This is a genomic window from Arthrobacter sp. 08Y14 (assembly GCF_002929455.1).
Taxonomy (GTDB): domain Bacteria; phylum Actinomycetota; class Actinomycetes; order Actinomycetales; family Micrococcaceae; genus Arthrobacter_B; species Arthrobacter_B sunyaminii.
Map to the genome: position 1 here is coordinate 158,464 of NZ_PJIX01000001.1, position 23,850 is coordinate 182,313.

A 23,850-nucleotide genomic window follows, 5' to 3' on the forward strand; every position below is an offset into this window, starting at 1 on the left:
CCATGTCTTTCCCCGCCAATCCGCAGACAGTCTCTCCCTGGCCCGCTCCCCGGGTGTCGGCACCTCTGGACGCCGACGTCCGGGTACCGGGTTCCAAGTCCCTGACCAACAGGTATCTGGTCCTTGCTGCCCTGGCTGACGGCCCCAGCATGCTCCGGGCTCCCCTGCATTCCCGGGACACCGCCCTCATGGTCCAGTCGCTCCGGGCGCTGGGCGCCACGGTGACCGAGATCGACGGCGACGGCGCCTTCGGACCGGATCTCGAAATCCGGCCGATGGATTCGGGGAGCGCATCAGGGACAGGCATTGACTGCGGGTTGGCGGGAACAGTCATGCGGTTCGTGCCTCCTCTGGCCGCACTGAAAACCGGGAGCACAGACTTCGACGGCGATCCCCACGCACGCCAGCGGCCGATGGCCGCGATCATCGATGCGCTCCGCGCGCTGGGCGTGACGGTACACGACGACGGCAGAGGCGCCCTTCCCTTTAGCGTGGCCGGCACCGGAGAGGTGGCCGGGGGCCGGTTGGAAATTGACGCCGGGGCGTCCTCCCAGTTCGTCTCGGCCCTGCTGCTGGCAGGCGCGCGCTTCAGGGACGGACTGCACCTGGTCCATGTGGGCTCCACCCTTCCCAGCCGTGAACACATTGCCATGACAGTCCAGGTGCTGCGCGGGGTTGGTGTGCAGGTGGACGATTCCGTCCCGAACGAGTGGCGCGTGGCTCCCGGCCACATCCGTGCCTTCGACGTAGCCATCGAGCCGGACTTATCCAATGCCGGACCGTTCCTGGCCGCAGCCCTCGTGGCAGGCGGCACCGTGCGCCTGGCCGGCTGGCCCGAACACACCACGCAGGTGGGCGACCGGTGGCGGAGCATCCTGCCCGCCCTTGGCGGCACGGCCACCCTGTCCCAGGGCACCCTGACAGTGACCGGCTCCGGCCGCATCACCGGAGCGCAGCTTGCTGACACCAGCGAGCTGGCTCCCACGGTGGCCGCGCTGTGTGCCCTGGCAGACTCCCCCTCAACACTCACCGGCATTGCCCACCTGCGCGGCCACGAAACCGACCGCCTCGCTGCCCTGGTGACCGAGATCAACCGGCTGGGCGGAAACGTCGAAGAGACCGAAGACGGCCTGATCATCCATCCCGCGCCGCTGCACGGCGGTGTTTTCGAAACGTATGCCGATCACCGGATGGCAACGGCAGGCGCGCTCATCGGTCTGGCGGTGCCGGGAGTCCTGGTGCAGGACATCGGCACCACCGCCAAGACGCTGCCGGAATTTCCGCAGCTGTGGCGTGAACTGGCCGCCACGGCCCAACCACCGGCTGCAGCGGAACCAGGCCCTGCCGCGGCTCCGGACCGGACGGAAGGTGCGCGCTGATGGCCCGCTCAACCGGCAGCTGGGATGAATCGGATGTCCGCATCCGTCCCAACAAAAAGGGGTCGCGGCCCCGTACCAAGGACCGGCCCGCCTATGACGAGGCCGTAACGGGCCGCATCATCACCGTGGACCGCGGACGATACACCGCCGTCGTGGACGAAGACACCCCCACGGAACGCATCGTCACCGCAGCCCGGGCCCGTGAACTGCGCCGAAACCCGGTGGTTGCCGGCGACCTCGTTTCGCTGGTGGGAGACGTGTCGGGCGGACCGGACACGCTTGCCCGCCTCGTACGCATCCAGGACCGCCGGACCCTTCTGCGCCGCAGCGCCGATGACACCGATCCCGTGGAACGCGCCGTCGTTGCCAACGCTGACCAGCTGGTCATCGTGGTGGCCGCAGCAAACCCCGAGCCGCGCACCGGGTTCATCGACCGCGCCCTCGTTGCTGCCTACGACGCCGGCATCTCGCCGCTGCTGTGCATTACCAAGGCCGACATCAAGGACCCCGCTGAACTGCTGGCCAATTACGAGCATCTGGACTTGGATGTCATCATCAGCCGCACCGCGGCGGACGACGCGTCGGGAATCGATGCCCGCTCCGACGATGGTCTGTCCGCCCGCCTGCAGGGAGACGCCGTGCAGCAGCTGCACCGCCACCTCGAGGGCAAGGTCTCGGTCCTGGTGGGGCACTCCGGCGTCGGCAAGTCCACCCTGGTGAATGCCCTGACCGGCTCCGACCGCGCCACCGGCGGCGTCAACGCAGTGACCGGCCGTGGAAGACATACCTCATCCTCTGCGCTGGCCCTGAAAGTCCTGGAGGCGCCGTCGGGCAGTTGGATCATTGACACTCCCGGTATCCGCTCCTTTGGGCTTGCGCATGTTGACCCCGACCGCATCCTGCAGGCTTTCCCGGACCTTGAACCGGGAACTGAAAGCTGTGAACGCGGGTGCCGGCACGACGACCAGGCCAAGAACTGCGGGCTTGACCCGTGGGTGGAGTCGGGGCGGGCCGGGGCTGCAGGGCCTGCACGGCTCGCCTCCCTGCGCCGGCTGCTGGGTTCGGGCACCCGGACGGAAAACCGGGCATCTGCCAAGGAGCTGGGCGCGCAGTGACGCTTGCCGGGAACACATCACAAGACTGCCGCGGCGTCCACGAGAGCGCGCCACGGCAGGTCCCGGGCCGTGTAATCGTGGGCGCCGCCCACCGAATAAGGATAAGTTGAACAGTATGCCGTTCGCCCAGAACTACAACGATGACCTGCGACTCGCCCACGTCATGGCCGATTCCGTGGACGATCAGACGATGTCCCGCTTTAAGGCCCTTGACTTGAAAGTTGAAACGAAGCCGGACCTGACGCCCGTCACCGACGCCGACAAGGCTGCGGAGGATGCCATCCGCGGGCAGCTCTCCCGTGCCCGCCCCCGGGACGCGGTCCTTGGTGAAGAGTTTGGCTCCACCGGCTCCGGGCCGCGCCGCTGGGTGATTGATCCCATCGACGGCACCAAGAACTTTATCCGCGGCGTCCCCGTCTGGGCCACCCTGATTTCCCTGGTCGACGACGGCGTTCCCGTCCTGGGCGTCGTCAGTGCACCGGCGCTGGGCAAGCGCTGGTGGGCCGCCACCGGAACCGGCGCCTATATGGGACGCTCCCTCGCCTCCGCCACCCGGCTGCGGGTGTCCAACGTTTCCGAACTTTCAGATGCTTCGCTGTCCTATTCCAGCCTCGGAGGCTGGAAGGAACGCGGCAACTTTGACGAGTTCATTGGGCTGACGGAATCGGTCTGGCGCACCCGGGCATTCGGAGATTTCTGGTCCTACTGCATGGTTGCCGAGGGCGCCGTGGACATTGCCTGCGAGCCGGAACTGAACCTGTATGACATGGCGGCGCTGGTCCCCATCATTACCGAAGCCGGTGGCAGATTCACTTCCCTGGAAGGTGAAGACGGTCCGTTTGGGGGCAACGCCCTGGCCACCAACGGTGCGCTGCACAGTGACGTCCTGCGCCGCCTCAACCCGGCGCTGGACGACCTGCTCTGACCGTGGCCCCGTCAAGGTCCGGCCCCCGGCTGGAAGCTCTGCGCCGGCAGGAACTGGCACGCAGCTATGAGGACGGCGGGGAACACTATGACCGCATCCGTCCCGGCTACCCCTCCGAAGCGGTCCAGTGGTTGTTTGCCGGGCCCCGGAGCGCAGCTGCCGGGCCCGGCGCCCGTGTGGCCGACATCGGGGCCGGCACCGGCAAGTACACACGTTCCCTGGCCGCCGCCGGCTACCGGCCCACCGCCGTCGACCCCTCCGCCGACATGCTCCGCCAGCTGCAGCAGATGCTGCCCGGAGTACCTGTCCTACAGGGCACTGCTGAGGCCACCGGACTTCCCTCCTCCTCCATGGACGCCGCCACTGTGGCACAGGCCTGGCACTGGTGCGATCCCATCACAGCAAGTACCGAGCTGGCACGGATTCTCCGGCCCGGCGGAATCCTGGGGCTGGTCTGGAACCAGCTGGACGTCAGCGTCCCCTGGGTCCACCGCTATTCGCGCATCATTCATGCCGGAGACGTCCTGAAACCCGGATTCCGGCCGGTTGTCGGGCCCGAGTTCACCCCTGATGATTCCCACGTCACCCGGTGGTCGCAGCAGATGACCCCCGAGGACCTGATGGAGCTCGCCAAGTCCCGTTCCTACTACCTCAGCGCCGGCGGACCGGTGAGGGACAAGGTGATGGCGAACCTGGCCTGGTACCTGTTCGAACATTTGGAATACCGTCCAGGGCAAACCTTGGAGCTCCCCTATCTGACGCTCTCCTGGCGGATGGTGCTGTCCGGGGGCTGATTAACAGCTCAGGTAGTATCTGTTCGCCGAGACCCCGCGGCATGTAGTCTGATGCCTCCGGCTCCGATGGGTGCCCGGACTTATCCAGCAACATACTCTGCTGCGGAACGGGGGCACGCACGTGGTCACCTTTGGAATCGAAGAAGAATTCCTGCTCGTCAACCCTGACAGCGAAATGCCCAGCTCCCGTGCCGGTGAGGTGATCACGGCGCTGATCCCCGGCGATGGCGTCAGTCTTACCAGTTCCGCGGAATTTCTGGCCTGCCAGGTCGAGAGTTCCACTCCCATCTGCAGCGACCGGGACGCAGCTCTCACCTCCCTGCTAGATTTCCGCGGGCGCCTTCAGGACGCAGCGGCAGCTGCCGGACTCGCCGTCGCGCCCACCGGAGCAGCTCCTCTGGTTGAGGCCTCCCCGGCCGTTGTGAGCGGCACGGAACGCTATCAGGACATGGGTGCCATGGCCGGCGCTGTAGCCGATGAGCACTATGTGAACGGAACGCACGTCCATGTTGCCATTCCCAGCCGGGAAGAGGGCGTCCAAGTCCTCAACCGCCTGCGCCCCTGGTTGGCCACTCTTGGGGCCATCAGCGCGAACTCTCCCTATTGGCATGGAAGGGACACCCTCTTTGCAAGCTGGCGGCTTGTCCAGTACCGCCGCTGGTCGGTGCAGGGGTGCCCGCCGTATTTCCAAAGTTCGGCGGACTACGACGCGCGCGTGGCCAAACTTATGGCAACAGACATTGTGCTTGATTCCGGCCACGTCGGCTGGATTGCCCGCCTTTCCAACCGGTTTCCCACCATCGAGATTCGGGTGGCCGATACGCAGTTGGAGGCACGGGACGCGGTTTTGCTGGCCCTCGTTGCCCGCGGGCTGGTAAGCACCGCGCTGTCCGAGGAGACTGCCAGCGTTGACGGCGGCCCGGACACGCTGGCCGATCCGGAAATCCTTGATGCCGGGCTATGGCAGGCTGCACGCTTTGGATTGCGGGGGAACCTGTTGGATCACGGACCTAACGGCGGTGATCTGAGCCGTGCTGCCCCCGCCCAGGTGGGCGCGTTGCTGGACTATATTCGGCCTGCCCTTGAGGAGTCAGGCGATGATTCCTTTGTCCGGGCGGGTGTGGCGCACGTACTGTCCGCGGGAACCGGCTCGCAGCGGCAGCGGGAGGCGGTACGCCACGGTGGCTTTGCGGCGCTCAGGCCGCTCTTTGCAACATCACTGACGGCGTCCTGACAACCGGTTTATTTGGCCCGCCGGCCGGAACGACGCGGTGCCGAAGCCACAGCCGGGTAACCGGCAGCAAGGTCCCACACCAGGTTCACAACGGCAGCCGCTGCAACCAGCACGGCAGCCAAGGCCAGACCGCTCACCATAAGTGCGCCTGCACCGGCAAGAAAGGCACCGCCGGCTACCAGTGGAAGCGCCGGCCACGGCAACCGGTTCTTGGCGCGGGGTGCCAGTACGAGGCTCCACAGGACAACCGACAGTGCCAGTGCAACAACAGCGGCGGGAGCCCGGTGCGAGGGAAAAGCGGTAATGGCCCAGTACGTAACAGCAAAGAGGAAAGCTGTTTCCAGGGCGAAGGCCAGCACCTGCCGGACAATTAATGTCCACGGTCGGGAGCGGCCCTCACCTGCGGGCTTCGTTGCGGTGCGGGTCCGGGATGTCTCGTCCTCTGTCACAGAAGCAACTTTAGCCCCAGCAGCAGAGAATCCGGCTACCCGAACTCGTACGTGGAAATATCCAAGATGCGTGCCTCCCATGGGCGCAGCCAGTGCGTCTCACCGGCTTCGTCATAGTTGCCCAGGATCAGGTCTCCGCTGCCGAGGTTGGAAGGCAGCTCCAGCACAGCACCGGAGACGTTGCACTCAACCAAAAACTGCTGGTCGCCGAGGCTGCGCCGGAATGCATAGAGGGTGGGATGCTCCGGGTCCAGCAAATGAAAATCACCGAGCGAAACCACTGCGGAGTCATGCCGCAGGCGGATCAGCTTCTGGTAGTAGCGGTAAACGGACTTCTCCGAGGCCAGATCCGCCTCGGCATTGAGGTGGCGGAAGTTGGCGTTCACCGGTATCCAGGGCGTTCCGGTGGTAAACCCGGCGTTCGATTCGCTGCTCCACTGCATGGGGGTGCGGGCGTTGTCCCGGCTCATGGCGGCAAGCGCTGCCAGGACTGCGTCCGGATCGGATCCGCGGCTGAGTGCATCGGCGTAGTAGTTCAGAGATTCCACGTCGCGGTATTGATCGATGGATGTGAACCCGGCACTGGTCATTCCGAGTTCCTCACCCTGATAGATGTAAGGGGTTCCACGGTGCAGATGCAGCAGGGTAGCCAGAAGCGTTGCCGACTCGTAGCGGTATTTCCCGTCATCTCCGAACCGGGACACCTGCCGCGGCTGGTCATGGTTTCCCAGGTACAGGCTGTTCCAACCCGTTGCGGAAAGTCCCCGCTGCCAACGGTTCCAGCTTGTTTTCAGATCTCTCAGGTCCAGTTCCCGGTAGTCCCACTTGTTTCCGGGGCTCTGGTCAAGGCTGACGTGTTCAAACTGGAAAACCATGTCCAACTCTCCGCGGTGCGGATCAGTGAACAGGAGCGCCTGGTCTACGGTTGCCCCGGGCGTCTCCCCCACGGTCAGGAAGTCCCCGGTGCGGTTCGCGAACACCGCCCTGCGCATCTCACGCAGGAACTCGTGGATCCGGGGACCTGACGTGAAATACGGCGTCCCGTCACCCCATACGCCGCCGGGCTCCACTACGCCGTCGGGCAGCGCCGGATCCTTGGAGATGAAGTTGATGACGTCCATCCTGAATCCGTCGACGCCCCGGTCGATCCACCAGTTCATCACGGCGTGGACACTTTCCCTCACCCTGGGGTTTTCCCAATTGAGGTCCGGCTGCTGCGGGGTAAAAAGGTGCAGATAATACTGTTTGGTTCCCGGATCATAGGTCCAGGCGGATCCGCTGAAGTGTGAGCCCCAGTTGTTGGGTTCCGCCCCGGGTTCTCCGGGTTCAAAGCCGGGCCGCGGATCACGCCACCAATAGGTATCGCGTTCCGCGTTGTCCCGTGAACGGGACGATTCGCGGAAGGCCTCATGCTCGCTGGAGGTATGGTTCACCACAAGATCCATGATGAGTTTCATACCCCGGGCATGGATGCCGTCGAGCAGATCGTCAAAGTCCTGTTCGGAGCCGAACATGGCGTCGATCCGGCGGTAGTTGCTGATGTCGTAGCCGTTGTCGAACTGCGGGGACTGGTGCACGGGCGAGAGCCAAATAACGTCTACGCCCAGTTCGGCAATGTAATCCAGCCGCGCTGTGATTCCGGCCAGGTCACCGGTTCCATTTCCGGTGCTGTCCGCGAAACTGCGCGGATAGACCTGATAGACAACGGCGTTGGTCCACCATGCAGGACGGTCAGGATCGCTCATGCTGGCGCCTTTCACTTGGCCCGCCGCTGTCGCGTGCGGCCCGCAGCAGGCCGGACACAGAAGTGATCCGGACACGCGGGTTCGTGCATTCTACGTCGGCCCCGGCCGGTCTGACAGTGCTGCGGGACACACTCCCCCAGTCCTCACCCGGTCAGGACGATTTCCTTGCCCCCAACTTTCCGGCGTCGTTAGTGTGGGCGCTACTTCGTCCCTTTATGGTGGACGATTTCTGGATCCCCACGTTTGGAGACAACGCGATGACAACACTGACCGTATGGAAATTTCCGGATTCAGGTTCTGCGGAACAGGCAACCGAGACACTGTCCAGCCTGCAGTCACAGGGCTTGATTAGTGTCGAGGACGAGGCCTACGTAACCTGGCCCGAGGACAAGAAGAAGCCAAGCACTCATCAGGAACATCATCTGGTGGGAGCCGGCGCTCTGGGTGGCGGGTTTTGGGGCCTCCTCTTTGGATTGATCTTCTTCATTCCACTCATCGGTCTGGTCGTGGGCGCAGCCGTTGGTGCACTTTCGGCTTCTATGGTTGACGTGGGGATCGACGACAACTTCATTAAGCAGGTTCGCAGCGAAGTCACCCCGGGAACCTCGGCACTGTTCGTCCTCACTTCGAACGCTGTGGAGGACCGGGTGCTGGAGGCCTTCAAGAGCAGCTTCCCCGACGCGAAGCTGATTTTCACCAACCTCTCCAAGGAGCAGGAAGCCAACCTGCGCCAGGCGTTCGCTGACTAATTCGTTCGGCGCAAACAGGCTGACAGCATGACTGCGCCGAGCCAATTCGTGGAGGCCGGATTGTCCGACGGGACGGTCCGGTCTTCACGCATCTCCGCCCCTGCGCGGCATGCCGGCCCCGGTTCCCGTATCGTTAATGGGGATGATTACCAGACGCCAAGCTGCACTTGCCCTAGATATTCCGCTTGAAATGGCCACCCGCCATGGAATCCCCGCCCGACTCTCCGAAGAGGAACTGGACCGCCTGCAAGCTGATCCCCCTGCCTGGCTGATCCAGTCACGCGCCAATCGGACGGGCAAACGCCCCGTATGGGTGGAGCTGGAGTGTGTGGTGTGCGGTTACCGCGAAAACGCCCGGCCAAAGAAGTGGTGGCCGGACTTTTCCTTCCTGGCATGTGCGGACCATGCCCTTCGCGAGCTTCCCGCGGTGCCGGCCGGACATGCGCGCGGCGAATATGACGGCATCGGCACCCGCTTTACCGGATATGTTCATGTGCCGGCGGATCAGGTTCCCGGCTGCACGGAATCGCCCGTCAGCCACTGATCTTCAGGGGCGGGGCCCCAAAACTTCCAGACATCAAAAAACCAGGTGCGCCCCGCGGCGCACCTGGTTTTTTATGTACCGGGTTGAAAAACCGGCGAGAGTCTCAGTTCCCTGGGATGGCCAAACCGGTGCGTGCCATAGCGTCCTTATACGCGATCCGCATGGCAGCCAAGCCTTCTTCCTGACGTTCCGCCGTTGCCCCAAACGCGCGGCCGTCAACAGAGCGGGCCTTGTAAATCTTGAAGCTGCGCCGGTAAATCATCCGGTTCTCAGTCTTGAGGAAGGCTGCACACAGGCGCTGTGCTTCAGTGCCGTGGGCCACGATGGCTGAGGCACGCGGCACCAGGGCGAGGAAGCGCAGCAGAGGCTTGAGCCCTTCCTGGATCTGTTCCTTGGTCAGTTTGCCGTTGGGCTCGCCGGGAACGTACCAGGGATAAGTGTTCCACGGCATGACGTACTCCGGCCGGAGCCCCACCTGCCAGTGGACTCCGAGAAGCCGGGCAACGGCGTCGTCGTCGCCCGCGGTGATGAAGCCCGATGGATGGGCCGTGCCGATATTGGAGAAAAGGCTCACAATGCGGGTGTCGCCCACGTCGTGCATGGGATCAACGTAGGGCACCTCGGTGCCGGGCTTCAGCGCTTTGAGTGAGTCGCAGAGCTGATTTACCTCGGCTACGTTGTCGTCATAGCGACGGTTCCAGAGTTCTTCGGATTGTGTTCCATTGTCCAGGCTTTGCATAAGGTGGTGCGTCTCCTACAGGGTCGTATCGACCGGTTATAGCTCATGTGCCCGGACGGAGCGCGTACGGGCGGATGCTGCCGTATCCCGCAGCGCCGTGAGGCGGCGGTATTCACGACCGCCGACAGCGGAAGGCCGGACGCGGTTCCTGGCAACAGGTTTCCGGCTCCTGCCAGTCTAGCAATTCCTGTGGTCCCTCCTTCCCTGCTCTGCAGACCGGGGACTGAAAAACCGGGGTGCTGTGACCAAGAACTCCCCGCAGTCCGGCTAATCGCCCGACGGCGGGGAGAAACAAGTCGTTAAAACAAAAAGCAGGGAAGCTGCCTGTGGCAGCTTCCCTGCTTTTTACTATTGGGTGGAGATGGGGGGAATTGAACCCCCGTCCGATGTCGTGTTGTCAGGGCTTCTCCGGGCGCAGTCTGCGGTGGATTTTCTCGGCCCCAGCTGTCATGCAGACAAGCAGCTGATCCGGGCCCAGCCGTCTAAGAGTCCCGAACACGCCAACGGCGAGCATGTTCAGCAGTGGCCCTCTAAATGACGCCAGGATCCGGGACGAGAGCGTTCCCGGGCTGACGGACTATGCCCGCTGCTTAGGCAGCGAGAGCGAAGTCAGTGCGCTTTGAATCGGCACTTATTGTTTTACAAGGAGCGTTTACGAGATAACCCTGTATCCTCGGCCCGCTTCACCTGTCTCGACTAACACCGTCGAAACCTGTCATCCCCAATGTGTTGCTAACCCATATGTACTTTTCAAACCGGACCATGAACCGGACCGGTGCGTTAAGTGTAGCCCATGAGCGAAGCGGGTCAGGCGCCGCGGTTTTTCTCCCGCATGTCCCGCAGGGCTTCCCTGTTGTCCTGCTTTTCGCGCAGCGTCTGGCGCTTGTCATAGTCTCGCTTGCCGCGCGCCACGGCGATCTCCACCTTGGCCCGGCCGTCCAGGAAATACAGCTGCAGCGGAACGATGGTAAACCCGGATTCCCGTGTCTTCTGCATGATCTTGTCCAGCTGCTCCCGGTGCAGCAGGAGTTTCCGGCGCCGGCGGGCCGAATGGTTGGTCCAGCTCCCGTTGAGATACTCCGGGATATAGGCTGCCTCGAGCCAAAGCTCATCGTTGTAGAAGGTGCCGAAGCCATCCACCAGGGACGCGCGGCCTTCCCGCAGTGACTTGACCTCGGTACCCATCAGAACCATGCCGGCCTCGTAGGTATCGAGGATTTCATAGTTGTGCCGGGCCTTGCGGTTGGTGGCCACAACCTTACGGCCACTTTCTTTGGGCACGGGGGAACTCCTTGTCGATAAACGGAAAACTCTATTGTAGGCCTACAGCAGGCCCATGGGGTCAACCAGCGCACCGTTCAGCACAGTCTCGAAGTGCAGGTGGCAGCCCGTGGAGTTGCCGGTGGTGCCGACGTAGCCAATGAGCTGGCCGGCATTGACCAACTGGCCGACGGAGACCACAAAGCTGGTCAGGTGGTAGTAGTTCGTTGCGAGGGCACTGTTTCCGATGACGCCGTGGTCGATGACCACGCGGTTGCCGGTTCCGATCATGCCGTCGGGCTGGCCCTGATCGGCGCGGTAGACCTCGCCGACTGCCGGAGCGTAGACGGGCGTACCGCAGCTGGCGGCGAAGTCGATTCCTGAGTGCAGGTATCCGCCGGTGCCGAAGAAGTCGATGCTGCCCGGAGGTGTGGCCCGCCAACCAAACCCGGAGGAAATGGAGGCCTGCACGGGGTGGCTCAGGCCGAAGGCTGACGGATTGGTAGGCGTAACGGAGGGCACTTCAGGCACAGGCGCCGGCCGGTTGTTGCGTGCCGCTTCTTCCGCGGCTCGGCGGTTCGCCTCGGCGATCCGGGCTTCCTCTTCCTTGCGTGCCTTCTCAATGAGGGCGCGCTGGCGTTCAGCGATATCGGCCGTTGCCTTGGCCTTGGCCGTTTCCAGGGAAGCGAGCTGCGCCTGGATAACCGGCTTTCGGGCTTCCAGAGCAGCGTTCGCTGCCGCGGTCTGCTCGATCAGGGCATCCACCTTGGCCTTTTCAGCCGCAGCGGAGTCTCTGGCTTCCTGTTCCAGCACCAGTGCCGCTTCCGCCTGCGCCTTGAGGTTGGAGATTTCCTCTTCAACCGCGGCGAGGCGAGCTTCAGAGTTCACGTTGGTGGCGTTCTGCTGGGACAGCTGCTGCATGGCGGCGTTCTGGTTGCGCAGCACCTGTTCCGCCAGGCCCATGGAATCAGTCAGGCTGTCCGCACCGTCTGCTCCCAGCATCAGCGAAAAGCTGGAGGGCACCCCGCCGCTCTTGTAAGCCTGCGCCGCGATTTGGCCAATCACTTCTTCGGTGTCATCCATGGCCGCCTGATCCTGCTGGATCTGGGCAGTTATGGTGTTGCGGGTCTCCTGCGCCAGGGCAACCCGGTCGGTGAGCGCGCTGACTTTACCCGCAGCTGCAGAAACCCTGCCTTCAGCATCAGCCAAGGCCTGCTGGGCTCCGGGAAGCTGCTGCTGGTAGATCGCCAGCTCGGCGACCTTCCTGCTGGTTTCGGCATCCAGATACTCGTACGTTTCCTGGACCTTCTGCTGCTCGGCCTCGATGGCTGCCTTGCGGTCATCCAGTTCGTCAGCAGAGGCGGTTCCGCTGAAAGCAAGCGTCATCGCGAGTACGGCGGAGGCAACCACGCCTGCGGTGGTTTTGCGCAGGACCGGCCTCGCTGCCGGCTGGGCACTAACCATTGATGGAACCGTCCATGGAGTCTGTCAGCTTTCTCTTCAAAGTGTGCAACACTCTAAACCTTTAAGTAGCGTCTAAGCGTTAGTAGCGAGGATCCTCCGGCCAGCAAAGCCCCGATAACAAGTAGAACAGGGCTCAAGACCAGTACCTGTTGCGCGGAAATGAACGCAGTCGCGGGGTAGGCCTCGGCAAGTGCACCGATAAAGAAGTGCGCCACTGCCCACAGCGTACCCGATGCCAGGACGGCACCAATGACGGCTGCGATGACTCCCTCCAAGATGAACGGCAGCTGGATGACGGCCTTGGATGCTCCCACCAGCCGCATAATACCGGTCTCGCGCCGCCTGCTGAAGGCAGACAAGCGGATGGTTGTGGCGATCAGCAGAATGGCACAGACCAGCATCACCGAGGCAATAATGAGTGCGATCAGTGACGCCATGTTCATGAACGAGAAGACCTTCTCCAAAAGCTCACGCTGGTCGCTGACGGTCTCCACGCCGGGCATCGACGAGAATGCTTCATCGATAACCTCGTACTTTTCCGGATCAACCAGGGATACACGGAAGGATTCGGGCAGCTGCTCAGCCGTCACGGAATCAACGAGCGGAGAGTTGGCGAACTGCTCACGGAAATGGCTCAGCGCCGTCGCCTGGTCCTCATAGTCAACCGACGCCACGTACTGGGAGAAAGCCGGTGACTGAAGCTGGTCTTCAATGGCCTCCCGCTGCTCATCCGTCACTGCACCGGCTGCGCAGGAGGCGGTGGTCACAGTGTCTCCGCAGAGGAAGATCGCCACCTGCACCTTGTCGTACCAGTACCCCTTCATCTGGCCGATCTGCAGCTGCAGGAGTCCGGCAGCACCGACAAAGGTGAGGGATACAAAGGTCACCAGAATGACGGAGACCACCATGGACAGGTTTCGGCGGATGCCGGAACCGATTTCGCCCAGGACAAATGCCAGTCTCATTCCATGTCCCCCGTTCCGGCCGCGCCGGTCCCGCGTGGTGAACGGACGCCGTCGGCCTTGACACCGTCGGCGGTCTTGATGACTGCGGGCTGCGGGACCACAGGTCCCTGCTGTGTCTGGGGGGCGCCCAGGTAGATGCCTTCACGCTCGTCGCGCACTATCTTTCCGTGGTGCAGCTCAACCACGCGTTTGCGCATCGTGTTGACGATGTCGTCATCGTGGGTGGCCATCACCACGGTGGTTCCGTTCTGGTTGATCCGGTCCAGGACCTTCATGATCCCCAGCGATGTGGTGGGATCCAGGTTTCCCGTGGGCTCGTCGGCAAGGAGAATTCCGGGCTTGTTGACGATGGCGCGCGCAATGGCCACCCGCTGCTGCTCACCGCCGGAGAGCTCGTGCGGCAAGCGGTTGTCCTTGCCTTCAAGGCCCACGGTTTTCAGGACCTCGGGAACGGAATCGCGGATAACGGCCCGGCTGCGTCCAATCACCTGCATGGCAAAGGCCACGTTGGCAAAGACCGTCTTGTTCGGCAGCAGGCGGAAGTCCTGGAAAACGACGCCGATTCCCCGGCGCAGGCGCGGAACGCGCCAGCTGGGGATTTTCGCCACGTTGGACCCGGCCACGTAAACGGTGCCCCGGGACGCGTGCTCCTCCTTGAGGACCAACCGGATGAAGGTCGATTTGCCGGACCCGGATGCCCCGACCAGGAACACGAACTCGCCGCGGTCCACTTCGAGGTTCACGGAATTCAGTGCCGGCCTGGAATTGCGGTCGTAGACCTTTGTGACGTTGTCGAAAGTGATCATGTCTGCTTAGCGCCCATCAATCGGCCGGAACACGGGCCTTGGTTTGGGAAAAGGGCGCCGGCTGTTCGACTATATCGGCGGTTCCCTCCACAAACGGCGATTAGGGCCGGTGTGTCGCCGTCAGACGCTCACCGTCCGGACCATCCGCCGTCCATAGTGTAGGAGGCTGCAGTGACCATGCCTGCGTCTGCACCCGCCAGCCAGCCGGCGAGGGAAGCCACTTCAGCCGGCTCGACCAATCGCTTCACCGCCGGTTCGGTCAGTAAAACCGAAGAGAGTACCTCTTCGTCAGTAATTCCGTGAATTCTGGCCTGGTCCTGGATTTGGGCTTCAACCAAAGGGGTGCGCACGTAGGCGGGACAAATGCAGTTGGAAGTTACTCCGTGCGGACCGCCTTCGAGAGCTGCCACTTTGGACAACCCTTCCAAGCCGTGTTTGGCACTGACATAGGCACTCTTGAAAGCCGAAGCCCGCAGCCCGTGGATGCTGGAAATGTTGATAATGCGGCCATAACCCCGGGCGTACATACCCGGGAGCACGGCCCGGATCAGCAGGAACGGCGCCTCGAGCATTAGGCGCTGGATCAGCCGAAACGCTGCGGGATCGAAGTCCTCGATAGCGGCGATACGTTGAATTCCGGCGTTGTTGACCAGGATGTCCGTGTCCAGCTCCAGCTCGTCCAACGCGGCGGTATCGCTCAGGTCCACCTGCCACAACGCGCCGCCGATGTCGTCTGCAACCCTGCCGGCGGCCTCACCGTTGATGTCAGCAACAGTGACTTTGGCACCCTGGGAAGCAAGTTGCCGGGCACATGCCTCTCCGATGCCGCCGGCTCCACCGGTGACTACCGCCCGAAGACCGCTGAGATCGCCGCCGTTGCCCGGCCTGCCCGCACTTGCCACGAAACCGCCCCCTGAACCCGGGCTGTGCCGTCCGCCCAGCCTCTAGGCCAGCATCATGCCATCCGACCCGCGAATTCGCGAGCTTCCCCCGCGAACGGGCCGGTCTTGCGCTACTTCCGGGCGGATACGCTCCCGTGGGCGCGCCAGCGAATGCCGGCGTCGATGAAGTCGTCAATCTCGCCGTCGAACACCGCTGAGGTGTTGCCGACCTCGTGCTCAGTGCGCAGGTCCTTAACCATCTGGTACGGATTGAGCACATAGGAGCGCATCTGGTCTCCCCAGGAGGCTTTGACGTCCCCGGCGAACGCCTTCTTCTCGGCGTCCTCCTGTTCCTTCTTCAGCAGCAGCAGGCGGGACTGCAGCACGCGCATGGCCGCGGCGCGGTTCTGCAGCTGCGACTTTTCATTCTGCATGGAGACCACCGTCCCGGTGGGGATGTGGGTCAGGCGCACAGCCGAGTCCGTGGTGTTCACGGACTGTCCGCCCGGGCCGGAGGAACGGAAGACGTCCACGCGGATCTCATTGTCCGGGATTTCGATGTGGTCAGTGGGCTCGATCAGCGGGATCACCTCGACTGCCGCAAACGACGTCTGGCGGCGGCCCTGATTGTCGAAGGGGCTGATACGGACCAGGCGGTGTGTGCCGGCCTCCACCACCAGCGTGCCGAAGGCGTAGGGGGCCTTGACCTCGAAGGTGGCCGATTTCAGGCCGGCTTCTTCGGCGTAGGACGTGTCCAGGACCGTGGTCGGATAGCCGTGGCGTTCGGCCCAGCGCAGGTACATGCGCAGCAGCATTTCGGCGAAGTCGGCCGCATCCACTCCCCCGGCGCCGGAACGGATAGTCACCACGGCCTCGCGGGCATCGTACTCACCGGAGAGCAGGGTGACCACTTCGAGCTGGGACAGGGACTTGCGCAGTGATTCCAGTTCCGTCACGGCTTCGGCCTTGGAGTCGGCATCGGCCTCATCCTGGGCGAGTTCCACCAGCACCTCGAGGTCATCGATGCGTGACTGGATTCTCTCCAGGCGCTCCAACTCCGACTGGCGGTGCGAGAGCTTCGAAGTAATCTTCTGCGCCTCGGACGGATCATCCCAGAGATCCGGAACGCCGGCCATTTCACTGAGCTCTTCGATGTCCTCTTTGATTTTGGCTACATCGGAGACCTCCTCGATGGAAGCAAAAGTGGACCTGAGGGCGCGGATCTCCGCGGGAAAATCAATTTCAGCCATGGTTCTTACAGCCTACGCCATGCGCCCTGCCGACCGCCTCCGGGCATTACGTCCGGGCTAGTGCCCCTCGCCGCCGGGTTCACGGTGCCGCCCGGCGGTCCCGGCAGAATTTGCCAGCAAGCCCACAGCAGGACTCGCGTTTGCCGGCGGCGACGCAACAGGATTTTCCGCACCTGACCCGCCGTCGGCGTCCGCCGCCGCAGCGGGATCGGGCGTCGGCCGGAACAGCGCCCGGTGGGCCAGGACGGCGCCGGCGGCCAGCACCAGCGCATACAGTGTGACGAGCACCGGCCACGTGAACGGCGGTTGCCATGCCGTGTCCTTGAACATGCCTGCCCAGCGGATACTCTCCTCCAGCCCGACTGTGTAGCGGCGGAGTACGTAAATGAAAGCGTAGAGCTGCGCCGCAGCCGTGCCGGCGAGCAGCCATGCCCCGGCCCTGCGGGCTACCGGGCCAGTGGGGAAGGGAACAGTGCGGAAGGCTACGCCGCAGGCCAGAAGCAACAGTACGATGACGGCCAGCAGGTAGCGTCCCTGCCAAATCCAGCCAAGCTGCGCAATAACCTGTCCCTGAAGGATGGGCGGCAGTGCTATGGCCGCGGCCACCAGAACCAGTACTGCCAGCCGGTCCCGCCGCTTGGGGGCTGCCAGCCCCATCAGCAGGACTGCTCCCATGGCGGCGTGCCAGAAAATGTAGACGCCCGAGGGAAGAGGTGTGTCCAGCCATCCCATATAGCCGATGTAACCGGACACGTAATCGAAGCTTCGATCCAGCATGATCTGGGCCGCGTCCCACCGGCTCAGGTCCACGGGACGGCCGGTCAGGCTCTTAAGACTGTCTGCCTGAAGCACCCAAAGGAGGCCCAGTACGCAACCAACACCGATCAGGGCGGTCATGGCTATGCCGAGCCGGTTCCGGAGGATGGCGAACATCGGTTTCCACCCGTACATGATGAGCGGAACAACTACGGCCAGGGCCAGCCAGACCAGTGACAGCGAACGGGTGTTGGCGAGTACGGCCCCTGAAACTCCCACCAGGACGATGTTGCTCCGCACTGACCTCAGCGCCGCACTGTTCTCGAGGACAACACACAAATTTAGGAACAGCGCGGCTGTAGTGACGATTTCCAGGGCATTGGGATTAATCGACCCGTTCAGGAACAGCACCATGGGAGTGATCGAAACGATCGCGGCGGCCACGGGCCACCGGGGGCGGCGGAGGCGCGCCGCAGCACCCAGCGACACCGCGAGGAAGGCAGCCCCGATAAGTCCGCTGACAATACGCATGGCATACACTGCCGGCGCACCTGACATGAACAGGGAGGGCCAGCCCACCAGGAAGTAGTACATCGGGTTGTAGTTGCCCGCGCTCGTTTCGGCTGCTGTCAGTGCCGTGTCATCAGCATCGACCACGGGGGCGCAGTCGGCGGTGATCCGTCCGTCGTACGCGTGGCAGGCCTGCGCCGGGAGGCTGGCGATATAGCCCGGAACCTGAACGGTGGCCCGATCACCCTGCTCGCCGCCGGACACCCCGAGAAGCTCGCCGCGGACCACAGACGCTGCCTTGATGGCGTGCGCCGGCTCGTCCGGCACTGCCATCAACGGAGAGGCCAGCGCCCACAGGGTAGACAGCGCGGCGAGGACCAGGAAGGCCAGGGGAAGGAAAAGCCGCCCGGTAAAGGGCAGTGGGCGCGCACGGCGGTGCAGCACATTCATTCGTCGGTGTCCTACTCAGTGAAATGGTCCGGTCGACCCCGGCGCTGGGAGCCGACGCCTTTGAGGATGTCCAGTCTACTTGGCCACAGGGTCACCCCTTCGGTTCAGCGAATTTCCGGGCAGGCGTTAGTCTTAGTGCACTCCAGAGGTCTGTTTGCCGGTCCGTGGAGGGATCAGATCCGGTTTGGCGAGTCAGAAAGATGCAATGGTTCAAAGCAGAATGCACCGCGTGAACTTGGCGGTGAGAACTTTTCTGAGGCACCGGGTCGTCAGGTTCCTTATTGTCGGAGGACTCTCCTTCGCCATCGATCTGGGCCTGCTGATGATCCTGCATGAGGCGGCAGGGGTTGCTCTGTGGATCGCCACGCCCGTCGCCTTCATCACCAGCCTGGTGTTCAATTTCCTGATGCAGCGCATCTACACCTTTAAAGCCACGAACAAGGGTCACGTCAGCGCCGCAAAGTACGGGACGCTCGTGGTGTTCAACATCCTCGCCACTGATGCGATTGTGCTGCTGTTCGCCCAAACCGAGTTCACATACGCCGCTGGCAAAGTGGTCTCGACCGCACTCACGATGGTGTGGAACTTCTTCATCTACAAGTACTGGATCTTCCCCGCCGCAAAGTCCGACGCTGCGGCCTCCGCAGCCGTTTCGACTGCACCTGTCGAGCCTGATGCCCACGGGCCGGGTGTCCGGAACCGCCTCCCCTGAACTGTTGTCCACCGCCCGTCCGGTGCCCGACATGCACCCTCCCGCTTTCAGGCTTTCCCGGAGGATCGAAGTAAATTAGAACTGTCAGCACATGCCGAAGGAGCCAAATGTGAGCAACCGGAACGCAACGAAGACAGCCGCCAAAGACGTTGAATCCCTGCCCGTCCGCCACCCGGAATCGGGGCGCCGATACTCCCTGGAAGAGCTTGAGGCGCTGGCCGCCGAAGGTGATCCCTGGGCCCTGGGAAAGATGGACGAGTGGGACCTGTCCTTCTCCAACGAGTACAAGGGCTCACTGACGGACCGCTGTCCCGATCCGGAGTGCGACCAGTACGGCGAGCCGGTGACCCTGTGCTACGGAGAAGACGGCGAACTGCTCGACGTTGACCACGGCGGCTGGGGCCACCCGCCCGCCGCTGAGGTCCAGGCCAAAGCGTCCTAGCCGCACTGGATTATCCTGCGGCTACTGGCTGAGTCGCGCCCTTGCCTCGCTCACCGCGGTGATCGGAATTCCGTCCGGCACCAGAAAATTCACTAGCGGTGGATGCACGACGCCGGTCAGCACAACCTTGGCGGTGCGGCCGTCAGCAGTTCCGGTCTCAGAGTCAACGGCCAGACCAGGAAGCCGTTCTGCGGCGTCCGTCAGTGACAGATAACGGTTCACCTCGGCTTGGACGGCTCCCGGGGCCAGCACAGCCGCCGGTCCCTCCCCCGGCGCGGCAACATCCCCCAGCGAAAAAGTGTCGGCGGCCGCGAGCGCGGCTCCGTCCGCTGCGGAGAGCAGTTTCTTGTGTCCCAGATAGAGGGCAGAGGCACCCATGACCACCGACACCACCAGCAGGCTCACCAGCATGTAACCGATGATCAGAACGCCGATTTGGCCTTCCTCTCCCCGAAGTAGGAACCGTTGGCCACCCGTTGGTGCGCCGGCATCCGCAGTTCGCCTCATCCGTAGCGCTCCACTATCTGGGTGGACGACGAGTCCACAGTCACGGGCGCAAAATCCATTCCCGGAATTCCCGGTGCCAGCGGCAGGGGAACGTCAAAGCGCACCAGGGCGGTCACCGTCGACCCCGCTGCCAGGCATTCTGCCGAACAGGAAATGTCCAAGAGCATTTCCTCCGGCTCGAACCCGAAATCAGTGAACGCCAGCTCAGCCGCCGCCCTGGCCCGCTGTTCGCCGCTGACCGGGTCCTCCGCATCCACGTACACCCTCGCAGCCGCTTCAGCAGCGCCCACTGCGGCAAACGCTGCGCCCTGGACCTGCCCGGCCGTGACAATGAGATAGACCACGGGCACCAGCAGCACCAATCCGAGGAAGATGAACTCCACCAGCGCGCTGCCTTCTTCACCGCTGCCTTCTTCACGGCTGCCGGCTGCGGCATAGATCTGCTGCGGCTCGCTCCTACCCCCAGAATCCATGACCGGTCACCTCCAACCCGTCACTCGGGCCCAAAAAACCGATCACGGGAAGCGGAGCCCGAACCGTGACCTGCAGTGTCCGGACGCCGCTGACCGTCGTTTCCTCGTACGTCACGTTTTCCGCCAGCGAGTCATTCAGTGCAAGCCCGATCAGTTCTGCGGTGCGCTGCGCGCCGTCGGCCGGGGTGCGGTCAGCCAGCGTGCCGTACCTCGCACCGGAAGCCGCTGCGTCAATCAGCGTATTGCGCACATGCAGGACCAGGGCAAGCTGGATGATCGACATGAACAGCAGAGTCACCAGGGCGCCGACCATGACAAAGTCCACTACGGCTGATCCCGATTCCCGGTTGTGGGCGCCGGGAGGCGGGACCGTCAGGGGTTGACCTTGGAGATCGCCGCGTTGAACATGTCGCGGAGAGCTCCTTCTGCCAGAATCAGGATCATAGCGACCAGGGTGGCCGACATCAGGGTGATCATGACCCAGCCGGGGACGTCGCCGCGTTCGCGGTCCTCGCTCCTGAGCGTCTGTCCAAGACGGACGATCAGCGAGGTGCCGAGCAGAAGCAGGAGCCGCGGTGCGTGAATGGTGCGCATGGGATGTTCCTTTCATTGGGGTTGTCCTAGAGTCCGATTCCCAGGAGGGAAAGACCGGGGAAAATCGAGAAGAGCACTGTCAGCGGAAGGACCCCGAAAACCAAAGGGATCATCATCGCGATCTCCTTCTTTCCGGCGCTTTCCATGAGTTCGCGTTTGGCCAGGTCCCGCACGTCCTGGGACTGTGCCCGCATGACGTCCGCCAGCGGGGTGCCGCGTTCAATCGCCACAGTCAAGCCGTCCACAAACCGGGACAGCGGTGCGAGCCGGACCCGGTCCGAGAAATGCTGCAGCGCGCTGGTCAGCGGCACTCCGGAACGGGTTTCACCGAGGATGCGGGCAAACTCCCCGGCCAGTTCACCGTGGGCTGTGCGGGCGATCCGCTCAAGCGCACCGTTGGCGCTTTCTCCGGCGCCCACGGCAAGGGCCATCATCTCCGCCAGGCTGGGAAACTCGGCGAGCATACGGGTCTCGCGGCTCGAAATCTGGGAGCTCAACCGGTAGTCGCGGAGGATGAACCCCAGGACTGCCCCCATGACGGTGCCGAAAATGACACCGGCCACGCCTAACCGGTCCATGCTGGCCAACCACACCGAAGCCATGCCGCCGCACAGGAAACCTCCGCCTGTCCACAACACCTGTTCGGCCCGGAAATCCAGCACGCTCAGGCCCTGCCCCGCACGTTCCAGACGGCGTTCAAGGTCCCGGGTGACCGGGTTGATCCGGTTGAGCCGGCGAACTGCCAGGTGCAGGGCCGGACGCAGGATCCGCTGCAGCGGGCCGAACGGCGTGAGGTCGCCTGCCGGCACAATCAGGAGGCGGGATCCCTGACCGCCCGTGCGCAGCTGCGGAGCAATCCGTTCGCTGAATGTCACGGGCCGGAGCCAGGGCACCCGCAGGACGGCAAACCAGAGGGAGGTCCCCAGGGAGATACCCAAGGCGACGGCCAGGAACCACGGCGCGCTCACCGCAGCACCCGCTCTTCTTCGGGGAGCGCCCCGATTCGAAGCATGAGCCGGTAGCAAATCACGGAAATGACAATGCCGGCCGCCAGCACGGTTGCCCCGCCGGCAGTGTTGTAGGCGGCAACGGCTTCCGGACGGGCGGCAAGCAGAATCAGCACGATCCATGGGGCGGCGACGGCAAGCCGTGCAGCGTTGACTGTCCAGGACTGGCGAGCCAGAAGTTCGCTGCGGGTTCTCGCGTTGTCCCGCAGGAACTCGTTCAAGGTGCCGAGTAGACGTCCAAGGTCTGAGCCTCCCACCTCGCGGGTGAGGCGCAGTGCTTCGACGATGCGGTCTGCCACCGGATCCGCCAAGGTGGCTTTCAGCCGTGTCAGGGAGTGATCGAACTGTCCTCCGGAGCGGTAATCGGCTGCAAACTCACGGAAAGGCTGCCTCAGCTCTTCCGGACCGTTCTCCCCCAGCTGGATCAACGCCTCCGGCAGGGACAACCCGGCCCGGATGGCTGACCGCAGGTGATCCACGGCATCCGGCCACAATTCCGCGCGTGAGCTTCGCTGCTTCCGCGCCTGCCAACGGATCAGGAAGAGCGGCACGCCGGCACCGAACAGGCCAAAGCAGGCGGCAATGGGCACGGCGCCTGTGCCGGCCAGCACCAGCAGCGCGACCAGCAGTCCCGCGGCGACGCTGGACCCTACTACTGCCCGCGGAGTTACCCGCTGGATTCCTGCCTGCAGCAGTTCATCCTCCAGCCGTCTGCTCCGCGGACGCCGGACCGGCACGGGCGGAACCACCCAGAAGGACCGCCATACCAGGAACAGTCCAAGGCCCAGCAGCAGTCCTGCCGCGGCGCTCATGGCCGCACTTCCAGCAATTCGGCCACGTTGTAGCCGGCGCGGGCAAATTTCTCCGGTGCCGGCATGGACGCGGCCGTCACTTCCAGCCGCCCGTCGGTCCGCTGGAAAATGGATGACGCTTCGATCACGCCGTTCTCCACCCTGTTGCCCAGCGCCATGATCTCCACTACCTGGCGCTTGCCGGCAGCGTTGCGGGCACAATGGATGACCAGATCAATGCAGGACGCCACGGTGGGCACCACGAAGGCACTGGAAATGTTAGCTCCGGCCAACAGCGGCAGCGTACAGATTTTCGTGATCGCGTCATGGGCACTGTTCGCATGGACACTGCACATTCCGGGAAGACCCGAGTTCAGCGCGATCAGCATGTCCAGGCTTTCGGCTTCCCGAACCTCACCAACAATGAGGCGGTCCGGGCGCATGCGCAGAGCTTCTTTGACGAGTCTGCGCAAGGGGATTTCTCCGACACCTTCCAGATTGGATTGCCGGCACTGCAACCCCACCACGTCCCGCAGCGGCAGCTGCAGCTCGAAGATTTCCTCAACCGTGACGACGCGTTCCCGTGGGCCAATGGAAGCGCCCAGGCAGTTCAGCATGGTGGTCTTCCCGGCCTGCGTTGCTCCTGACACCAGGACATTCAGGCCGCTGGCAACTGCGGCACCCAGGAACCTTGCCGCCTGCGGTGTCAGGGTCCCCAGTTCCACCAAATGCTCCAGCCGGCTGGCGCGGGCAATGAATTTGCGGATGTTGACCGCCCAGTGACGCCGGGTAATGTCCGGGATCACCACGTGCAGGCGTGAGCCGTCCGGCAATGATGCATCAACAAACGGCGAGGAAAGATCCAGTCTGCGGCCTGAACTCTTGAGCATTCGTTCCACGAGGTCCCGCACCTGGTCCGCGGACAGCACCAGAGAGGTCAGCTCCGACCGTCCGTCACGTGCCGCATAGATCTCGTTGGGTGAATTGATCCAGACTTCCTCCACCGTGGGGTCATCCAGCAACGGCTGAAGGGCTCCGAACCCGGCTACGGCGTCAAAGACGCGGCGGCGGGCGGGCTCCAATGCGCCCAGCGGTGGCAGCGAACCGAGGAGGGAACGCTCGTCGTAATCGGTAACCGCGTCCTCGACAAGGCGCCGTACCTCCGCGAGCTGGCTGGCGGGGTCAAGGCCGCGCAGACGGATCAGTTCCCGAACCTCATCCTCCACAATTGCAACGGCGTCCACTAGCTTCCCCCGGACTAAGCACGGAAAGGACGGATGTTGCCATCCTTGCCGTGAGACTGGTGCAG

The 23,850-nt window shown here is 63.5% G+C and carries 26 protein-coding genes and 1 other RNA gene; 9 read left to right on the forward strand and 18 right to left on the reverse strand.

Annotated features, from left to right (window positions below):
* The first annotated feature begins 2 nt into the window (after nucleotides 1–2).
* The 5 genes from aroA to CXR03_RS00725 all read left to right on the forward strand — a co-directional run bounded on the left by aroA (nucleotide 3) and on the right by CXR03_RS00725 (nucleotide 5,447).
* The gene (aroA, locus tag CXR03_RS00705) at nucleotides 3–1,379 is read left to right on the forward strand and encodes a 3-phosphoshikimate 1-carboxyvinyltransferase (RefSeq protein ID WP_104101308.1); all 1,377 of its coding nucleotides are present in this window, start codon (nucleotides 3–5) and stop codon (nucleotides 1,377–1,379) included.
* The gene (rsgA, locus tag CXR03_RS00710; RefSeq protein WP_104052504.1) at nucleotides 1,379–2,494 is read left to right on the forward strand and encodes a ribosome small subunit-dependent GTPase A; all 1,116 of its coding nucleotides are present in this window, start codon (nucleotides 1,379–1,381) and stop codon (nucleotides 2,492–2,494) included. Before aroA ends, rsgA begins: the two co-directional genes overlap by 1 nt.
* A gap of 115 nt (nucleotides 2,495–2,609) precedes the next feature.
* Nucleotides 2,610–3,419, forward strand: coding sequence for a histidinol-phosphatase (gene hisN / locus CXR03_RS00715; RefSeq protein WP_104052505.1), 810 nt, complete (start codon nucleotides 2,610–2,612; stop codon nucleotides 3,417–3,419).
* Between the two features lie 2 nt (nucleotides 3,420–3,421).
* Entirely contained in the window at nucleotides 3,422–4,213 is a 792-nt protein-coding gene (locus CXR03_RS00720) for a class I SAM-dependent methyltransferase (RefSeq protein WP_258073434.1), read from the forward strand.
* 121 nt (nucleotides 4,214–4,334) lie between these two features.
* Nucleotides 4,335–5,447 carry a glutamate--cysteine ligase gene (locus tag CXR03_RS00725; protein ID WP_181034457.1) on the forward strand — a complete coding sequence of 371 codons (1,113 nt, stop codon included), beginning with the start codon at nucleotides 4,335–4,337 and terminating at the stop codon, nucleotides 5,445–5,447.
* 8 nt (nucleotides 5,448–5,455) lie between these two features.
* Here CXR03_RS00725 and CXR03_RS00730 read toward each other — a convergent pair whose 3' ends face one another.
* Both CXR03_RS00730 and CXR03_RS00735 read right to left on the reverse strand, forming a co-directional pair.
* Nucleotides 5,456–5,896: a DUF2568 domain-containing protein gene (locus CXR03_RS00730; protein WP_181032236.1), complete on the reverse strand. Its 441-nt coding sequence runs from the start codon at nucleotides 5,894–5,896 to the stop codon at nucleotides 5,456–5,458.
* Between the two features lie 35 nt (nucleotides 5,897–5,931).
* Nucleotides 5,932–7,641 carry an alpha-glucosidase gene (locus CXR03_RS00735; RefSeq protein WP_104101312.1) on the reverse strand — a complete coding sequence of 570 codons (1,710 nt, stop codon included), beginning with the start codon at nucleotides 7,639–7,641 and terminating at the stop codon, nucleotides 5,932–5,934.
* 257 nt (nucleotides 7,642–7,898) lie between these two features.
* Between CXR03_RS00735 and CXR03_RS00740 the strand changes: the two genes are divergently transcribed.
* A complete protein-coding gene (locus CXR03_RS00740) occupies nucleotides 7,899–8,390 on the forward strand; it encodes a DUF1269 domain-containing protein (protein WP_104102724.1) in 492 nt (163 codons plus the stop codon).
* Nucleotides 8,391–8,532: 142 nt separating this feature from the next.
* Entirely contained in the window at nucleotides 8,533–8,934 is a 402-nt protein-coding gene (locus CXR03_RS00745; RefSeq protein WP_104101314.1) for a hypothetical protein, read from the forward strand.
* Nucleotides 8,935–9,037: 103 nt separating this feature from the next.
* Here CXR03_RS00745 and CXR03_RS00750 read toward each other — a convergent pair whose 3' ends face one another.
* From CXR03_RS00750 to CXR03_RS00790, 9 genes are all read right to left on the reverse strand, one after another.
* Nucleotides 9,038–9,673, reverse strand: a complete 636-nt coding sequence (locus CXR03_RS00750) for a uracil-DNA glycosylase (protein WP_104101315.1) — start codon at nucleotides 9,671–9,673, stop codon at nucleotides 9,038–9,040.
* A 353-nt stretch (nucleotides 9,674–10,026) separates the two neighbouring features.
* Nucleotides 10,027–10,396: a transfer-messenger RNA gene (gene ssrA, locus CXR03_RS00755) on the reverse strand.
* 84 nt (nucleotides 10,397–10,480) lie between these two features.
* Entirely contained in the window at nucleotides 10,481–10,954 is a 474-nt protein-coding gene (gene smpB, locus CXR03_RS00760; RefSeq protein WP_104052511.1) for an SsrA-binding protein SmpB, read from the reverse strand.
* A gap of 42 nt (nucleotides 10,955–10,996) precedes the next feature.
* A complete protein-coding gene (locus CXR03_RS00765; RefSeq protein ID WP_104101317.1) occupies nucleotides 10,997–12,397 on the reverse strand; it encodes a M23 family metallopeptidase in 1,401 nt (466 codons plus the stop codon).
* 53 nt (nucleotides 12,398–12,450) lie between these two features.
* The gene (gene ftsX, locus CXR03_RS00770; RefSeq protein ID WP_104052513.1) at nucleotides 12,451–13,362 is read right to left on the reverse strand and encodes a permease-like cell division protein FtsX; all 912 of its coding nucleotides are present in this window, start codon (nucleotides 13,360–13,362) and stop codon (nucleotides 12,451–12,453) included.
* A complete protein-coding gene (gene ftsE, locus CXR03_RS00775; RefSeq protein ID WP_104101319.1) occupies nucleotides 13,359–14,168 on the reverse strand; it encodes a cell division ATP-binding protein FtsE in 810 nt (269 codons plus the stop codon). The genes ftsX and ftsE overlap by 4 nt, the downstream gene beginning before the upstream one ends.
* 128 nt (nucleotides 14,169–14,296) lie before the next feature.
* Nucleotides 14,297–15,070: a 3-hydroxybutyrate dehydrogenase gene (locus CXR03_RS00780; RefSeq protein WP_104101321.1), complete on the reverse strand. Its 774-nt coding sequence runs from the start codon at nucleotides 15,068–15,070 to the stop codon at nucleotides 14,297–14,299.
* A gap of 110 nt (nucleotides 15,071–15,180) precedes the next feature.
* Nucleotides 15,181–16,299 (reverse strand): peptide chain release factor 2, encoded by a 1,119-nt coding sequence (gene prfB / locus CXR03_RS00785; RefSeq protein ID WP_104101322.1) that lies wholly within the window; start codon nucleotides 16,297–16,299, stop codon nucleotides 15,181–15,183.
* A gap of 57 nt (nucleotides 16,300–16,356) precedes the next feature.
* Nucleotides 16,357–18,015, reverse strand: a complete 1,659-nt coding sequence (locus CXR03_RS00790; protein ID WP_104101324.1) for a DUF2142 domain-containing protein — start codon at nucleotides 18,013–18,015, stop codon at nucleotides 16,357–16,359.
* A gap of 241 nt (nucleotides 18,016–18,256) precedes the next feature.
* On the opposite strand from CXR03_RS00790, the gene CXR03_RS00795 reads away from it, so the two are divergent.
* Both CXR03_RS00795 and CXR03_RS00800 read left to right on the forward strand, forming a co-directional pair.
* The gene (locus CXR03_RS00795; RefSeq protein WP_258073435.1) at nucleotides 18,257–18,727 is read left to right on the forward strand and encodes a GtrA family protein; all 471 of its coding nucleotides are present in this window, start codon (nucleotides 18,257–18,259) and stop codon (nucleotides 18,725–18,727) included.
* 109 nt (nucleotides 18,728–18,836) lie between these two features.
* Entirely contained in the window at nucleotides 18,837–19,169 is a 333-nt protein-coding gene (locus CXR03_RS00800; protein ID WP_104101327.1) for a hypothetical protein, read from the forward strand.
* A gap of 21 nt (nucleotides 19,170–19,190) precedes the next feature.
* Here the strand turns inward: CXR03_RS00800 and CXR03_RS00805 are convergent, their stop codons facing one another.
* The 7 genes from CXR03_RS00805 to CXR03_RS00830 are packed head-to-tail and all read right to left on the reverse strand — an operon-like array spanning nucleotide 19,191 to nucleotide 23,785.
* A complete protein-coding gene (locus tag CXR03_RS00805) occupies nucleotides 19,191–19,676 on the reverse strand; it encodes a pilus assembly protein TadG-related protein (RefSeq protein WP_181034458.1) in 486 nt (161 codons plus the stop codon).
* A complete protein-coding gene (locus CXR03_RS00810) occupies nucleotides 19,673–20,149 on the reverse strand; it encodes a hypothetical protein (RefSeq protein WP_104101329.1) in 477 nt (158 codons plus the stop codon). Before CXR03_RS00810 ends, CXR03_RS00805 begins: the two co-directional genes overlap by 4 nt.
* Nucleotides 20,133–20,525 (reverse strand): TadE family protein, encoded by a 393-nt coding sequence (locus tag CXR03_RS18510; protein ID WP_258073520.1) that lies wholly within the window; start codon nucleotides 20,523–20,525, stop codon nucleotides 20,133–20,135. The genes CXR03_RS00810 and CXR03_RS18510 overlap by 17 nt, the downstream gene beginning before the upstream one ends.
* Nucleotides 20,522–20,743: a hypothetical protein gene (locus CXR03_RS18515; RefSeq protein ID WP_258073436.1), complete on the reverse strand. Its 222-nt coding sequence runs from the start codon at nucleotides 20,741–20,743 to the stop codon at nucleotides 20,522–20,524. The genes CXR03_RS18510 and CXR03_RS18515 overlap by 4 nt, the downstream gene beginning before the upstream one ends.
* 26 nt (nucleotides 20,744–20,769) lie before the next feature.
* A complete protein-coding gene (locus tag CXR03_RS00820; protein WP_104101332.1) occupies nucleotides 20,770–21,711 on the reverse strand; it encodes a type II secretion system F family protein in 942 nt (313 codons plus the stop codon).
* Nucleotides 21,708–22,562, reverse strand: coding sequence for a type II secretion system F family protein (locus tag CXR03_RS00825; protein WP_104101333.1), 855 nt, complete (start codon nucleotides 22,560–22,562; stop codon nucleotides 21,708–21,710). Before CXR03_RS00825 ends, CXR03_RS00820 begins: the two co-directional genes overlap by 4 nt.
* A complete protein-coding gene (locus CXR03_RS00830) occupies nucleotides 22,559–23,785 on the reverse strand; it encodes a CpaF family protein (RefSeq protein ID WP_104101335.1) in 1,227 nt (408 codons plus the stop codon). Before CXR03_RS00830 ends, CXR03_RS00825 begins: the two co-directional genes overlap by 4 nt.
* Between the last annotated feature and the right edge of the window lie 65 nt (nucleotides 23,786–23,850).